The sequence below is a fragment of the Synechococcus sp. 1G10 genome (assembly GCF_002252625.1).
In the GTDB taxonomy this organism is placed as follows: domain Bacteria; phylum Cyanobacteriota; class Cyanobacteriia; order PCC-6307; family Cyanobiaceae; genus Regnicoccus_A.
Genome location: NZ_NQKW01000039.1, coordinates 1 through 13,659, shown reverse-complemented (window position 1 = coordinate 13,659; position 13,659 = coordinate 1). Strand labels below are relative to the sequence as shown.

The 13,659-nt window shown below is 52.4% G+C and carries 14 protein-coding genes; all 14 read left to right on the top strand.

The features are described from left to right. Positions 1–73 precede the first annotated feature (73 nt). The 14 genes from CJZ82_RS19415 to CJZ82_RS19215 all read left to right on the top strand — a co-directional run bounded on the left by CJZ82_RS19415 (position 74) and on the right by CJZ82_RS19215 (position 13,611). Positions 74–196 (top strand): hypothetical protein, encoded by a 123-nt coding sequence (locus tag CJZ82_RS19415; RefSeq protein ID WP_255381089.1) that lies wholly within the window; start codon positions 74–76, stop codon positions 194–196. A 274-nt stretch (positions 197–470) separates the two neighbouring features. Beyond that, positions 471–1,247 (top strand): bifunctional 2-polyprenyl-6-hydroxyphenol methylase/3-demethylubiquinol 3-O-methyltransferase UbiG, encoded by a 777-nt coding sequence (locus CJZ82_RS16975; RefSeq protein WP_094556926.1) that lies wholly within the window; start codon positions 471–473, stop codon positions 1,245–1,247. After that, positions 1,244–2,344 carry a glycosyltransferase family 2 protein gene (locus CJZ82_RS16970; protein WP_094556925.1) on the top strand — a complete coding sequence of 367 codons (1,101 nt, stop codon included), beginning with the start codon at positions 1,244–1,246 and terminating at the stop codon, positions 2,342–2,344. Before CJZ82_RS16975 ends, CJZ82_RS16970 begins: the two co-directional genes overlap by 4 nt. A gap of 72 nt (positions 2,345–2,416) precedes the next feature. Then, entirely contained in the window at positions 2,417–2,812 is a 396-nt protein-coding gene (locus CJZ82_RS16965; protein ID WP_233130350.1) for a hypothetical protein, read from the top strand. A gap of 84 nt (positions 2,813–2,896) precedes the next feature. After that, the gene (locus tag CJZ82_RS18155; RefSeq protein WP_143593753.1) at positions 2,897–3,832 is read left to right on the top strand and encodes a hypothetical protein; all 936 of its coding nucleotides are present in this window, start codon (positions 2,897–2,899) and stop codon (positions 3,830–3,832) included. 60 nt (positions 3,833–3,892) lie between these two features. After that, positions 3,893–4,639, top strand: coding sequence for a class I SAM-dependent methyltransferase (locus tag CJZ82_RS16960; protein ID WP_158218630.1), 747 nt, complete (start codon positions 3,893–3,895; stop codon positions 4,637–4,639). Continuing rightward, a complete protein-coding gene (locus CJZ82_RS16955) occupies positions 4,636–5,748 on the top strand; it encodes a DegT/DnrJ/EryC1/StrS aminotransferase family protein (protein WP_094556922.1) in 1,113 nt (370 codons plus the stop codon). The genes CJZ82_RS16960 and CJZ82_RS16955 overlap by 4 nt, the downstream gene beginning before the upstream one ends. Next, a complete protein-coding gene (locus tag CJZ82_RS16950; protein ID WP_094556921.1) occupies positions 5,741–6,997 on the top strand; it encodes a glycosyltransferase family 1 protein in 1,257 nt (418 codons plus the stop codon). The genes CJZ82_RS16955 and CJZ82_RS16950 overlap by 8 nt, the downstream gene beginning before the upstream one ends. Positions 6,998–7,580: 583 nt before the next feature. Beyond that, the gene (locus CJZ82_RS16945; RefSeq protein WP_094556920.1) at positions 7,581–8,645 is read left to right on the top strand and encodes a glycosyltransferase; all 1,065 of its coding nucleotides are present in this window, start codon (positions 7,581–7,583) and stop codon (positions 8,643–8,645) included. A gap of 5 nt (positions 8,646–8,650) precedes the next feature. Continuing rightward, a complete protein-coding gene (locus tag CJZ82_RS16940) occupies positions 8,651–9,493 on the top strand; it encodes an FkbM family methyltransferase (RefSeq protein ID WP_094556919.1) in 843 nt (280 codons plus the stop codon). 64 nt (positions 9,494–9,557) lie between these two features. Then, on the top strand, positions 9,558–10,832 hold the full coding sequence (locus CJZ82_RS16935) for an ATP-grasp domain-containing protein (protein WP_094556918.1): 1,275 nt from the start codon (positions 9,558–9,560) through the stop codon (positions 10,830–10,832). Positions 10,833–10,856: 24 nt separating this feature from the next. After that, on the top strand, positions 10,857–11,822 hold the full coding sequence (locus CJZ82_RS16930; RefSeq protein ID WP_158218629.1) for a glycosyltransferase: 966 nt from the start codon (positions 10,857–10,859) through the stop codon (positions 11,820–11,822). Positions 11,823–12,231: 409 nt separating this feature from the next. After that, a complete protein-coding gene (locus CJZ82_RS16925; protein WP_369820116.1) occupies positions 12,232–13,305 on the top strand; it encodes an IS630 family transposase in 1,074 nt (357 codons plus the stop codon). 9 nt (positions 13,306–13,314) lie between these two features. After that, positions 13,315–13,611, top strand: a complete 297-nt coding sequence (locus tag CJZ82_RS19215) for a hypothetical protein (RefSeq protein WP_233130349.1) — start codon at positions 13,315–13,317, stop codon at positions 13,609–13,611. Positions 13,612–13,659 lie beyond the last annotated feature (48 nt).

The following is a 13,659-nucleotide window of genomic DNA, read 5'->3' as shown; positions in this document are numbered from 1 at the left end:
GGAGGTTTCGGGCACAAGGAGGGAGCACTCCCACCGACCAAAACCCATGGGTGCGGCTCAGGCCAGAGCGCCTGTGACACACTTTGAATCAGCCCTGGTGCAGGTGGTGCAGCGTGCCGTCGCCGCCGATCTTCGTGAGGTAGTGGCCGGAGCGCCCACCAGTAGTGGGTGGCTGCTCAGTGCAGGGCTGCGGTAAATACCAGCCGGGAGCCAGTGAGTTCACAATGTTGCCTTACGAACGCGAGGCAGCGCTCCGGCACGGCGGGGAGGGTGCCCGGCTAAAGCCTTTGGTCCACCCGATGGCATGTTTGCCTCTGGTAGTCGGTATTACCCAAGCAGGTAGCAGCAGAACATCCTCCTGAGTCTGGTAATACTGAGTCAACCTTTTCCAAAAGATAGCCAGTCCAGCCTTGCTGGGCTGCATCATGATAAATTAATCTTCTTGATCGTCCTCTGGAATTTATCCAAAGATGCATGAAAACTGTGTAAATCCCTATCAAGACGATCATTGCATTGATTCAGTTAAGGAGTCTCGCCTATCTGCTGGAGTTGTATTGCCATATGTTTTTGAACTTTTGAGACCGAAAAGTGTCGTAGATATAGGGTGTGGAATGGGTAGCTGGTTGGCCGAGTGTAAGAAGCTAGGAATTGACACCGTTCTTGGCATCGATGGTTATGCTGACCAACAGAGCTTGGAAATTGATCAACATGAGTTTATTGCATTAGATCTCGAACAGAAGTTCACTGAAAGCGGCCTTTTCGATTTGGCTATTTCCCTTGAGGTGGCTGAACATCTGTCACAGGCTGCGTCTGCAGACTTTGTAGCGTCTCTAGTAGCTCTGGCTCCTGTAGTCCTATTTTCAGCGGCAATCCCTGGCCAGCCAGGCACGGGGCATATCAATTGCCAATGGCCATGCTACTGGGCAGGGCAGTTTTACGAGAGAGGTTATGTTTGTTTTGATATCCTCAGAAATCAGTTTTGGATGGATGATCACGTCTCTTGGTGGTATTCACAAAACATGTTTTTATACGTAGACATGACAGTGCTTGGGCTTCATCCAGAATTGTCTAATTACGATTATTTGTTCCGGCGATCACCACTGCCGTTGATACATCCGTTATGTTACAATATGGTTAGGAGCTTGATGCCCGAAGAGAAGTTTGAGAGCAAACCAAAAGTTTTAAGAATGAACAGAAAGATATTTTGCCGACTTCGCATGTTCAAGAAGTTTTTCTTTGGAAGATGAGCAAGCTTTCCCCATTAAGGTACGCAATTGTAATTCCGACATGCGGAAGAACTCATCAGCTGCAAATGTGCTTGGAGTCAGTTCAGTCTCAACTGAAAAAATACAAGGAATTTGAAGCTATTGTCATCAATAACAACTATGAAGAATCCCTCATTTTAGCTGTTAATAAGATCGCAAGGAACTTCCCTGTTGCGACGGTAGTGGAATGCTCCTTGCCAGGCCTATCGTCGGCACGTCATGCAGCACTGCGCGTGACTGAGGCAGACGTACTATGCTTTTTGGATGATGACGTTATTCTATCGGATGAATGGTGCGCTTCAACGATAAAAGCATTTCGGGATAAAGGAGCTGACTTGGCTGGAGGTCCGTCTATTCCAGTTTTTTCCAGTTCTGTTCCCTCATGGTTCTGGGACCTGCTCGCTCCAACGCCTTACGGAGGATGGAGCTGCACTTGGTTATCGTTGTTGGATATCGGCAGGGATGTTGATGGCATTCACCCAAATTGGATCTGGGGTCTTAATTTTGCTATCAGGCGTCAAGTACTGATAGACTGTGGTGGCTTTCACGTTGATCTTGTTCCTCCGCTATACAGGCGTTGGCAAGGTGACGGAGAAACAGGACTTACGATGAAAATTGCAAAGAAAGGATTCAAAGCTGTTTATCGCCAGAGTTCACTTCTCTTTCATCAATGCGGGTCTGATCGGCTGAATTCTGATTACTTTACTAAACGTGCTTGCTATCAGGGAATCTGTAACTCTTATGCCGAACTCAGAAGCAAGCTACGAGAAGAGACCCTAGTCACTCCAACCCGCAAGCCTAGTCTGATCAAGCAGGCTCTAAGGCGATCGATCATTTCCTTAAAAAAGCACTTGTATCCGAGCCCATCTGTGACTGATCTTGTGACTCCATGGGCGGCATCAGCAGCAGAATTTCGAGAGCTCTGGCAGCAGGCAGAACGAGATGGCTACCTCTTCCATCAGCGTGAAGCAGAGCAGGATCCTGTCCTCCGGGAATGGATACGCCGTGAAAACTACTTTGATGTAGACTTACGTGATTTTAACTCAGGTCATGAACAACCACCTGCGAAGGACAAGTAAAATGACTGTGATTCTACATGTAAACTTGCAATATTAACAATGCTTGAAGAAATAACCTTGCTTGGCCGATGCTTGGCCGTTATCCTGCGTAGCAGATACGAATCCGAGGGCATTCAGTTCTTCACCCCTGACGACTTTTCCCAGCAACTGGGCTACATGAATCGCCCCCAAGGCTATGTGATCCCCCCCCACGTGCATAACCCTGTTCCACGTGAAGTCCAGTACACAAAAGAGGTGTTATTCATCAAGACTGGCCGAGTGAGAGTTGATTTCTACAGCGACGATCAGATCTATATCGAAAGTCGGATTCTTGAGTCTGGCGACGTGATTCTTCTCGCTTATGGAGGCCACGGTTTTGAAATGCTCGAACCAACCGAGATGATCGAGGTAAAGCAGGGTCCCTATGCAGGTGGCCAAGATAAGACGCGCTTTGAGGGAATCTCAAGAGATGCAATTATTGTACCCTAATCACGAAGCTTTTTGCAGGAATTTGCCACGCTTCTGAACTAATGAAGTCGCTTTATCATTTTGATGGCTAGATCTTGCTTCCTAATGACCATTACTCCTCCCGACGCACAAATTGCCAAGCATACAATTTCAGCAGCGTGCAATGGCTTGAGTGAAACTATTCATCTTCTGCTATACTTTAACGGCTGCAATCCATCGCTGCAGGCAGAGGTGTTGGCGCATGCGCCCTCATCACACTTTATTTTTCACAAAACTAACTGGCCTATACTGAGCTCCTCTACGCCGGAGATACTCAGCCAGATAGGCAAAGCCATTGAATCGGATATATTCTATGAGTTTAGAGAGGGTTTTTATGAAACATGTGGAGAGGTTTGGAGCCGTGAGCTTAGAATCATGCGTAATTATGCCTACGTAGGGCTGCTTGATGCAGATTGCGAGATTCTTGACAAAACCCTACTGGCGGAGATGGCGCATAGCCTAGACAGGAATAAAGTCGCTGCTGTTGTGTCAACAAGCTTCGCCCCTACACAATACATTTATGAGCCATACTCTGGTGAATACTGCTATTTAATGGAGCGGTTTCAAACATGGTGCTGCCTCTATAGGTCCTCCGCATTAAGCCTGTATTCATCTTTCAGCTACTATGAGGATAGATCTGGGCCAGTAGTCAAGAAGTATGATCACTCTTCCTACCTGCAGCACGAACTCAAAAGCAAGGGCTATGTGGGGATTGCCCTGGAATCTAAAGACTGCTGGAGATACCTGCACTATGGGCAATTTGCAAAAAATAAATCATTGCATGGCTATCGTCTAGAGCTTTACCGGCTGATACGAATTGGAAGGCACAACGGATTTGCGCATGTTTTTTCGTTTCGGCTATTAACAAAAATGTTGCTTAGATTGAGTAATCTGCTGTACAAAGTCTTAGGGCTTCAGCGATTTGATGCTGAAAGAATGCGATACATTACCTTGGAGGAGGGCGCGCGATTAGGATATTGGTCGGAAAATCCGGGCGAATGAGACGGGCTAGGTCCATGGTCGCACAAGTATTTTCATAATCTCATGGGGGGCATTCAGCGCATGAGTAATGCTTTCGACTCGAGCAGCCGTTACTACGACCTTCTCTATCAGGAGAAGGACTCCGCTGCCGAAGCCGCTTATATAGACCAGCTGCTCCAATGTCATGGTATTATTGGCCAGAATCTGCTCGAATTCGGCTCCGGCACTGGACGTCATGGCCGTCAGTTGGCCTCGCGCGGTTACTGGGTGCATGGCCTCGAGCGCAGTGAATCCATGGTGGCGGCTGCCCAACAGGCCAATGGCTTCAGCTGCGAGATCGGTGATATTACTACCACCCAGCTGGATCGCCGCTTTGCTGCTGTACTGGCCCTTTTTCATGTCGTCAGCTATCAGACAACAAACAGCGAAGTACAGGCCGTGTTCGCTAATGCGGCATTTCATCTTAATCATGGTGGCCTGTTCCTGTTTGATGTCTGGTACTCCCCAGCTGTGGCTGCCCAAAGACCTGAGCTACGGGTTAAGCGTCTCCACACCGCCGATCTGGAGATCACCCGTATCGCCGAACCCATGATTCATTGCAATCAAAATAGGGTGGATGTCCACTACACCGTTCTCGCTCACCACACCGGCTCGGGCGAGTTCGAAACCTTCAAAGAAGTCCATCCCATGCGCCACTTCTCCCTGCCCGAGCTCGATCTGCTCGCCGAAGGCGCCGGCTTTGAGCGGCTGACTGCCGAGGAATGGCTCACCGGATCCCCACCATCGGAATCCGCCTGGGGCGTGTGCGTGGTGTTGCGCAAACGATGAGCGACTTTATCCCGGTGAATGAACCAGTTATTGGTGAGCGCGAGAAGGAACTCGTTCTCGAATGCCTGAACACCGGCTGGATTTCCTCAGAAGGGCCCTTTGTGAGCCAGTTCGAGGAGGCCTTCAGCCGCCGGGTGGGCCGCAAGCACGGGGTGGCATGTGCCAACGGAACGGCGGCACTTGAGCTGGCCGTGAACGCCTTGCGCCTTGGTCCTGGTGATGAGGTGATTCTGCCTACCTTCACAATCATCTCCTGCGCTGCGGTCATCGTGCGGGCCGGCGCGATCCCGGTGGTGGTTGATGCAGACCCCGACACCTGGAACATGGTGCCGGAGCTGGTGGCCGCAGCGATCACACCACGCACCGCCGCGATCATGGTGGTCCACATCTACGGCCTTCCCGTGGACATGGATCCGATCCTGGAGTTGGCCGATCGCCGCCAGCTGGCCGTGATAGAAGACGCTGCCGAACTGATCGGGGGCACCTACAAGGGCCGCCCCTGTGGATCCTTCGGCCACATCAGCACCTTCAGCTTCTACCCCAACAAACACATCACCACCGGCGAAGGTGGCATGGTCGTCACCGACGACCCTGCTCTTGCTGAGCGCTGCCGCTCCCTCCGCAATCTCTGCTTCCAGCCCAAGCAGCGCTTCGTCCACGAGGAGCTGGGCTGGAACTATCGCATGACCAATCTGCAAGCTGCGCTCGGCCTTGCCCAGTTGGAGCGGTTGGAGCAGACCCTCATCAGGAAACGTGAGATCGGCCTCGCCTATCAGCAGGCGTTCATGAATCTGGAATCCATTCAGCGACCCGTTGATACGACTTCTTATGCGGACAACCTGTATTGGGTCTATGGAATCCTGCTGAAAGATTCCCAAGCTTCAGCCAAAACACTTATGCAGAAGCTTGCACTGGCTGGAATTGGGACACGGCCATTTTTCTTTCCCATTCATCTTCAGCCCGTATTCTCAGGAATGACTCTGTTTCAAGATGTTGAAGCTCCTGTGGCGGAAGAGATCGCCCGCAGAGGACTTTACCTCCCTTCTGGATTAGCATTAAATGCTTTGCAGCAGAGCAGGGTTATTGAGGAGCTAATTGTTCATGGATGATGCGGAGTCGATTTTAGGGCCGTTATGCATCGGCGTGCCGTTTCCCAGTGTTCACCCTACAGCTGGTGGCGCCTATGAGTTTCAACACACTGTGTTCCAGGAGATCCTCAACCGGGTCGCAGCTCCTAGTAGTGAAAGTAAGGTGCGATGGATTCCGATCGCGGTGGATTCATCAATCCCACAGCGATGGGGCCTGGATCCTTCCTCGGCACTAGTTTTTCAGTCTCCGACTCTGCCCCTGCGTATACGCTCAGCGTTTCATCGCCGTCTCTACAACCTGAGGCACCCTTGGGACCTCCTTCCCCTGAGCAAAACATTGGTCGTTCGCGATCAGATTCAGGCCTTGCGTCGTCAAGTAGACGTTCTGTGGTACCTCAATTCTTCAAGCTTCACCGACCAATTACCCTATGTGATCACGGTTTGGGATCTGCAGCACCGCCTGCAGCCCTTTTTCCCAGAAGTATCTTGGGGGGATACGTGGGAAGCTAGAGAAAGGCATTTTGCGCATGTCACACGCAAGGCATTTCTTAATGTGACTGGTACACAACGCGGCTCCAAGGAACTACAGCAATTCTTCGGAGTAGACCCCAGTCGTATTTTAGTCAATCCATTTCCATGCCCAGAGTCCGTCACGTCTACACTTCAGGCTCAGAATGAGCTGCTCCATGAGCTTTTGCTTGAAAGGGAAAATTTCCTCCTTTATCCAGCTCAGTTCTGGTCTCATAAGAACCACATGGCTGCCCTTTTGGCTTTGAGCCAATTGCATTCCCAAGGCTATAAACTGAAGCTTGTATTTACTGGGTCAGGAAAGGGGTCGCAAGACGCTGTAATGAAGTTAGTGAGTGATTTGAAGCTGAATGATTCAGTTGTCTTCGCCGGGTTTGTTGAGAGGTCTCAGCTAGCATCTCTCTATTCAACTGCGCTAGCCCTCATTTACCCGAGCTTCTTTGGGCCCGATAACCTCCCACCCCTTGAAGCCATGAGCTACGGCCTCCCTGCAGTGGTAGCTGAAGTGCCTGGCTCCCATGATCAATATGGTGAAGCTGTGTTGTTTTTCGACCCAAACAAGCCCAATCAGCTCGTTGATGCTGTGCTTCAGGTGATCAACGATCAGTATCTTCGCTTACGGCTTGTTGATGCTGGGAAGCAGCTACTCGAAAGGCTAACGCCTTCCCTTTACGTGGATCGGATGCAGGAATTTCTGTTGGACGCATCTCTCTCCTTGCGTTGTTCTGGAATTATTGGATAATTGCGGCCACTGATCTGAGAGCATGAATTGCGAAGGAAGCGGAATTCTGCGGACCTTACGTTGGATTCGGCTATTTTAGAGCTTACCCATCGCCACTGCATGGCTCGGAGAAGAGATCTGGAACAAACGCGACACGCCTCCAATCTGATGATTCAGAGGTTTCTCTCTCTTGTAGGACGATCGACAGGGGCGGGGGCTGTCCAACGAACTGGCCCTTGTCGAAGGTATCCAGAATAACGTGGCAGCGTTTAACGGAGCAGCTCAAGGCTGAGGATGTGTAGCTCTGCCTGCAGAGGGTCCGCTCTGGCAATGACGTGATCAAGACCTTCTTACCCGCAGGTGTGACTGATGACTGATCTACTGCTCCAGGTGATGCACAAGCTCCGCTACGCGCTCTCAGGCACGCCTCGGGTGCACTGCAGTTGGTGGTATTTGCCCAAGGACGGCCTAACCAGCTCCCTCATCTCACCTTCCCCATTCATGACGTTGGCCGCGTCGTCGAACTCCTGTGCCTCCCCCAATCCATGTCGCCGCCAATTGATTCGTGATTCCCTCTAGGCATGCCTGAAGGAACTGACCCGTGATGACCTTCGACTGGCAGTGGCCTGCCGCAGGCTGGATCGATCGTGCTGAGATGCTGGCGATCCCGGCCATTGATGTGGCCGATCAGGCTCTGCTGGCACCTCAGCCGCAGGTGAGCGTGTTGATGCTGACGCGCAACCACGCTGCGTACCTGGAGCAGGCTGTGAGCAGCGTGCTCGATCAGCGCATTGAGGGGTTGGTGGAATTGCTCATCGGCGAATATTACTCATCCGATGAGACACTTGGTGTAGCGCTGGCTTTGCAGCAGCGGCATCCCGAGCTGATCCGGGTGATCCATGCCCACCGAAATGTGGGGATCCGGAGTAATTTCCTGCGCCTTGTGTGTCGCGCCCGCGCGCCACTGCTGGCCCTGCTGGAGGGTGATGATTACTGGACAGACCCTGACAAGCTGTCCTTGCAGTGTGCGCTGCTAGCTGATCATCCGGAGCATGTAGCCGCAGCCGCGAAAACGGACAATCGTACACAGTGGTTGCCATCTAAACCTGCTTACGGGCTCGTTGATCTTCTTCGGCGTTACGCGGTTCACACCTCCACCTTGGTGATTAGGGCTGAGCACCTCCAGATGTATCCCCGTTTTCCAGACAATGTGTGCTGGGATTCGATGCTGCTGGCCTATCTGATGGCGCGTGGTACATGTGGGTATCTGGATCGGTCCATGTCCTATTACCGTCGCCATCGCGGAGGTCTCTGGCACAATGCCAACCGGTTTCGGCGACTGCAGATGAGCTGGGAGTGTGTTGACGCCATCGATGCCTTTTTCTTTGGGCGTTTTAGCCAAGTACTGCTGGACCGAGAGCTCTGGTTTCTTGGTATGGATTTTGCCCTCCCTAGAACGGATCCCTGGGGACATTGGAGGCAGAGCATTAGGCTTCTGCCTCAGATCTTACCTCGCTTGTGGCGTCGATCACCAGTTCGAGCCAGCAGCTTTTTGATCACGATTCTTGCGCAGCCTGTCTTGTTTCTTTGTCTCTCTGTTCGTCATAAGCTTGCTCTCCGCCATAGGTTTAAAACCCTTTTGCCGTGGCCAGATACATCAGATTCGTAGGTTAGATGGAAAAAAAGTCGACAAAACTGCTCACTACAATCTATGATCTTGGTGCCAATGACGGCGCCAACCTTCCATATTATCTCTCTAGGGCTGAAAAGGTTGTAGCTGTAGAGGCCAATCCACAGCTTGTTGGTCACATTGAGGAGGTCTTTGCTCTTGAGATTGCATCTTCTCGTCTACGGCTGATCCACTGCGCCCTTTCTGACTCAGCCTCGGACGGGATTCCGTTCTACATCCATCGCCGTGATCACCATATATCTCAGGTTGACCCCCCACCCACAGAGCGCCTGCATGAGTATGAGATCACCCAACTGGAATCCAGATCAATCGTAGATATTGTGAACGACGAAGGTTTTCCTGATTTTATTAAAATCGACCTTGAGGGCTATGATGGCAGAGTGCTCCAACAGCTTTTTCAGGCAGGAATTTATCCCCCATCGTTATCCGCTGAGTGTCATACAACAATGCCATTCTCGCTCATTGAGCTGACCGGCCTTTACCGTTCCTATCAGCTTATGGATGCCAGGTATTTTTCTGTCTTACCAGTGCCCCGACTTGATCTATCAGTCACGGGGACACGTGACTTTAGCTTCCACGAAGGCACCGCCGGTCCCTTCGGATCAGACATCCCCGGCCCCTGGATGAACAGTCGCCAGTTTCTGATGAATCTTGCCATTGCTGGTCTGGGCTGGAGAGATCTCCATGCCCGCATGGATCCCCCGGATTGCCAGGCGAGGGTGTGGATGGAGCATCTACCAGTGCGCGCCCTTGTCGGGGGCATGTTAAGGAAAGCCCTGCGCCATGGTGCCAGCTCATTCGCGCTGACGACTGGATCTCGCGTGTGACACTCGTATTCGCGCTAAGGCGACCAAGCGCTTGGCTCAGATGGGCTGTTCAGGGATCTGAGCGATGACCAATGTCCTGGTCTTCCCTTCCGGCACAGGAATTGCTCAGGAGATATTCTTTGCTCTGCGCGATTGCAAGAACATCCATCTGTTAGGAGCCTCTTCGTTAGCGGGCGATCTGGGTTCGTATCTCTTCACTACTCACTATTCCCTCCCTTACGTAACCGAGCCTTCTTTTCTATCAGAACTCAGTGATCTCTGTCGGATGGCTCAGATTGATGTCATCTATCCAGCCCATGATGATGCCGTTCTCACCTTGGCACTGCAGCGAGAACTGATTCCCGCACAGGTGATTGCCCCATCTTCTCAATCGTGCCTCATCTGTCGATCGAAAACGAAGACGTATCAACTCCTTGAGAGGCGGCTGCCTGTGCCCAGGCTTTATTCTCTGCCACCGAAAAATCTTGATGCCTATCCACTGTTTGTCAAGCCTGACAAGGGGCAGGGTTCTAAGGATGCCTATAAAGTAGCCACACCCGAGGAGTTGATCTCTTCCCTGGATCGCATCGTAGATCCTGTGATCACAGAATACCTCCCCGGTAAGGAGTTCACGGTTGACTGTTTTTCTGATCGTAGCGATGGCCTTCTCTATTCTCAGGGAAGGGAGAGGGTACGCGTCCGATCAGGAATCGCGATGAATACCATGGCGGCTCATTCTCCTGCATTCGCAGCGATGGCAACCATCATTCATGAGGAGCTGCAGATGAATGGTCCCTGGTTTTTCCAGGTGAGGGCTCGAGAAGGAGGAGAGATGGTGTTGCTCGAGGTTGGGCCCCGAGTGGCGGGAGCTATGGCAATGAGTAGGGCCATGGGCGTCAATCTGCCCCTGCTCGGCCTTCACCAGGCCAGAGGAGAGCGGGTGACCATCCAGCCAGTCCTGGTTCATATGGCTATGGAGCGAAGCTATCGAAATCACTATAGGCATCAGCTGGATTACGGCGCCGTTTACATGGATCTTGACGATACTGTTGTCGTTCACGGAAAGGTGAACGTTCGCATCATTTCTTTTGTCTATCAGTGCCTAAATAATTGCATCCCTGTTATCTTGATCACACGGCACGCAGGAGTGCTTGAAGACACGTTGGAGCGTTACCGTCTGAGAGATCTCTTTGCTGATGTCATTCACATCGCTCCAGAGCAGCCGAAATCTCAGCACATTAATTTGAATCTGAATCCCATTTTTATTGATGATAGCTTTCTGGAACGAAGCCAGATCGCCACGGCCTTAGGCATTCCGGTCTTTGATCCCAGCATGATCGAGGTTTTGATGGAGCCTTAGGTTTTGCTCCTTTCTATGCAGCCTATGCAGATGCCTCAGCCTGAGATTAGTATTATCATGATTACCTACAATCATGGTCCTTATATCGGCAAGGCCATTGAATCGGTCATCGCGCAGTCAGTCTTCCAACAGACAGAGCTATTGATTGGAGACGATTGCTCCCAGGACGAAACTTTCAAGATCGCCTCCTCTTTCGCGGCTCAGTATCCAGACAACATTCACTTGTTCAGAAGCTCCCCAGAGCCGTTGGGTCCTCACAGGAACTTCGAAAGGCTATGCCGTGCTATGCGTGCACCGTTTGTAGCCTTCCTAGAGGGTGATGACTGGTGGATCGACCCTCACAAGCTTGAAACTCAACTTGCCTTGCTTAAGGCTCACAACGCTTGTTCGTTTTGTGGAGCATATACAGAGGTGGTTGACGAGCGGGATCTATCGATGCGCAGCAAATCCTCTCTTAAGCTCATCAAGCCTTCTCAAGAGGGTGATGAACTTGATTTTTCAGCTTTGATTCGTGGCTTTCATTTTCATATTTCTTCTGTTTTGATGAGATCAACGGCGCTGATGATGCCGGACTGGATTTACTCTCAATACTGCCTGGATCGCCCGCTTTACCTGCTGGCTGCCCAACACGGCAATGCTGTCGTGCTGCACAGGGTTGTATCCGTTTATCGGCAGCATGGAACAGGGGTCTGGGCCTCCCGGTCAGCTTGGGAGCGCGCCCAGCGCAGCTGGTCGCTTTTTCATACCTTTATGCAGGTTTTCCCTGCTCGTTATTGCATTCTTTTTCGCCGTACTCTTTCTGAGATATTATGGAGCTACCTGCCAGAGGTTCTTTATCAGAAGGAACCAGTGCCGCGAGCTCAAGCCAGGAAAATTATACACCTTTCCGTAGTGGAATCCCCTTACCAGCGGCTATTGTTGAAACCAAGACTGACACTCGCTGCACTCTATTACGCATATCTTCGCCTACCTCATGGCTCTGCCTCTTGATCGCTGGCTAGGTTATAGAGTTTCGCATGAGGGCCCGAATACTAGGTGCTGGGTTCTTGCTAACGGCTTCTCGCCAAGCAGTGGATGATACCAATTCGCTAATACTAGCATTGCGGTTATTTAGCCTGTTGAGTGATCCGGGTTAATTACTACAGCTTAATGACCCAATATGTGCGAGATGGCTGCTTTGTTTGGCCCAACAATAGAATTGTTAGATTGGAAATCACTCAATCTTTTGTGGCACCGGCCTGCCTCACAAGCTTTCATCTATCAGCAGTTTTCCATCCGCTCCTTGATGCTCAGTTGTCGTGAAGGTATGATAGCAAGCTCCACGCTAGTGTGCCGTCCCGGAAAAAACAGCTAGAATCAGGAGTGTTATCCGAGGTGCTCCGTGGCGCTTGGTCGTCCGATGCCACCGCTTGTCCTCAGCGATGACGAGGTTCAGCAACTACAGGGCATCGCCAGCTCTCGCTCGCTACCTCATTCGATCGTGCAGCGCGCGCAGATCGTGCTGGCCTGCGGTGCTGGCAAAACCAACACGGCCATCGCCAAGCGAATGGGGCTGACCGGGATGACGGTCGGCAAGTGGCGCAAGCGCTATCGAGAGCTAGGCCTGGAAGGGCTGCATGACGAGCTCCGTCCTGGACGGCCTCGCACCTATGAGGACGACACGGTGGCGGAGGTGATCAACCGGGCGCTGCAGACCAAGCCCACCGATGGCAGCACCCAGTGGAGTGCCCGCTCTCTGGCCGCCGCCACCGGCATCTCCAAAACCACGGTTCACCGCTGGCTACAGACTTTCTCGGTGCAGCCGCACAGGCAGAAGCATTTCAAGCTCTCCACCGACCCGTTCTTTGTGGAGAAGGTCCGCGACATCGTCGGTCTGTACCTGAACCCGCCTGACAAGGCGATGGTGCTCTGCGTTGACGAGAAGACGCAGATCCAGGCCCTGGACAGGACGCAGCCGCTGCTGCCCATGGGCCTGGGCTATGTGGAGGGCGTCACTCATGACTACATCCGCCACGGCACCACCACCCTGTTCGCCGCCTTGGATGTGGCCACCGGCGAGGTGCTCACCCAGTGCAGGCCGCGCCACCGGCACCAGGAGTTCCTGGGCTTCCTCAGGCAAATCGAGAAGTCTGTGCAAGAGGATCTGGACGTCCACCTGATCGTCGACAACTACTGCACCCACAAGCACGCCAAGGTACGCAGCTGGCTGGCGCAACGGCCCCGTTTCCATGTGCACTACACCCCCACCTACGCCTCCTGGCTGAACCAGGTGGAGCGCTGGCTTGGGATCATCACTCAGCGGGCCATCCGACGGGGCAGCTTCTCCAGCGTCAAAGAGCTTATCGCCAAGATCGAGCAGTTCGTAGAGGCCTACAACAAAACCAAGGCACCATTCAACTGGACCGCCACGGCGGATTCAATCCTGGAGAAGCTCCAGCGACTTTGCTCGCAAATCTCCGGGACGGCACACTAGGTGCCCACCATGCGCCGTTTCGACGGGATCAACCTGATCAGCGACCGGATCCCCGAGGTGACGACGATCCTGGCGTTCTGCCCCATCCTCGAGAAGCAACACCTGGGAGAGCAGATTTTTCCGGAATCAGGCAAGCTGCAGACAAAACCCTGTGTTGAGCTGATGGATGATGCCGCCCGCGAGCATTGGGAGAGAATCGCCGATGAGGTGTTCGATCGGGCATTGCCATCAGCCTTGTCACCCTCGCTTTATCCACGCGTACCCGTTCAGAGGGCGGTACGCACGAGCTCTGTAATCCACGCCTGACCGCATACCGCTGAGGGGCCAAGGACGCGGCGGCGTGAGCTGAACAGT

Excerpts from the sequence above, each read along its gene's own strand:
- CJZ82_RS16975 (WP_094556926.1), top strand. The coding sequence starts at position 471 with ATGCATGAAAACTGTGTAAATCCCTATCAAGACGATCATTGCATTGAT.
- CJZ82_RS16955 (WP_094556922.1), top strand. The coding sequence starts at position 4,636 with ATGAGCGACTTTATCCCGGTGAATGAACCAGTTATTGGTGAGCGCGAG.
- CJZ82_RS16960 (WP_158218630.1), top strand. The coding sequence starts at position 3,893 with ATGAGTAATGCTTTCGACTCGAGCAGCCGTTACTACGACCTTCTCTAT.
- CJZ82_RS16945 (WP_094556920.1), top strand. The coding sequence starts at position 7,581 with ATGACCTTCGACTGGCAGTGGCCTGCCGCAGGCTGGATCGATCGTGCT.
- CJZ82_RS16930 (WP_158218629.1), top strand. The coding sequence starts at position 10,857 with ATGCAGATGCCTCAGCCTGAGATTAGTATTATCATGATTACCTACAAT.
- CJZ82_RS19215 (WP_233130349.1), top strand. The coding sequence starts at position 13,315 with ATGCGCCGTTTCGACGGGATCAACCTGATCAGCGACCGGATCCCCGAG.
- CJZ82_RS16940 (WP_094556919.1), top strand. The coding sequence starts at position 8,651 with ATGGAAAAAAAGTCGACAAAACTGCTCACTACAATCTATGATCTTGGT.
- CJZ82_RS16925 (WP_369820116.1), top strand. The coding sequence starts at position 12,232 with ATGCCACCGCTTGTCCTCAGCGATGACGAGGTTCAGCAACTACAGGGC.
- CJZ82_RS16970 (WP_094556925.1), top strand. The coding sequence starts at position 1,244 with ATGAGCAAGCTTTCCCCATTAAGGTACGCAATTGTAATTCCGACATGC.
- CJZ82_RS16950 (WP_094556921.1), top strand. The coding sequence starts at position 5,741 with ATGGATGATGCGGAGTCGATTTTAGGGCCGTTATGCATCGGCGTGCCG.
- CJZ82_RS16935 (WP_094556918.1), top strand. The coding sequence starts at position 9,558 with ATGACCAATGTCCTGGTCTTCCCTTCCGGCACAGGAATTGCTCAGGAG.
- CJZ82_RS18155 (WP_143593753.1), top strand. The coding sequence starts at position 2,897 with ATGACCATTACTCCTCCCGACGCACAAATTGCCAAGCATACAATTTCA.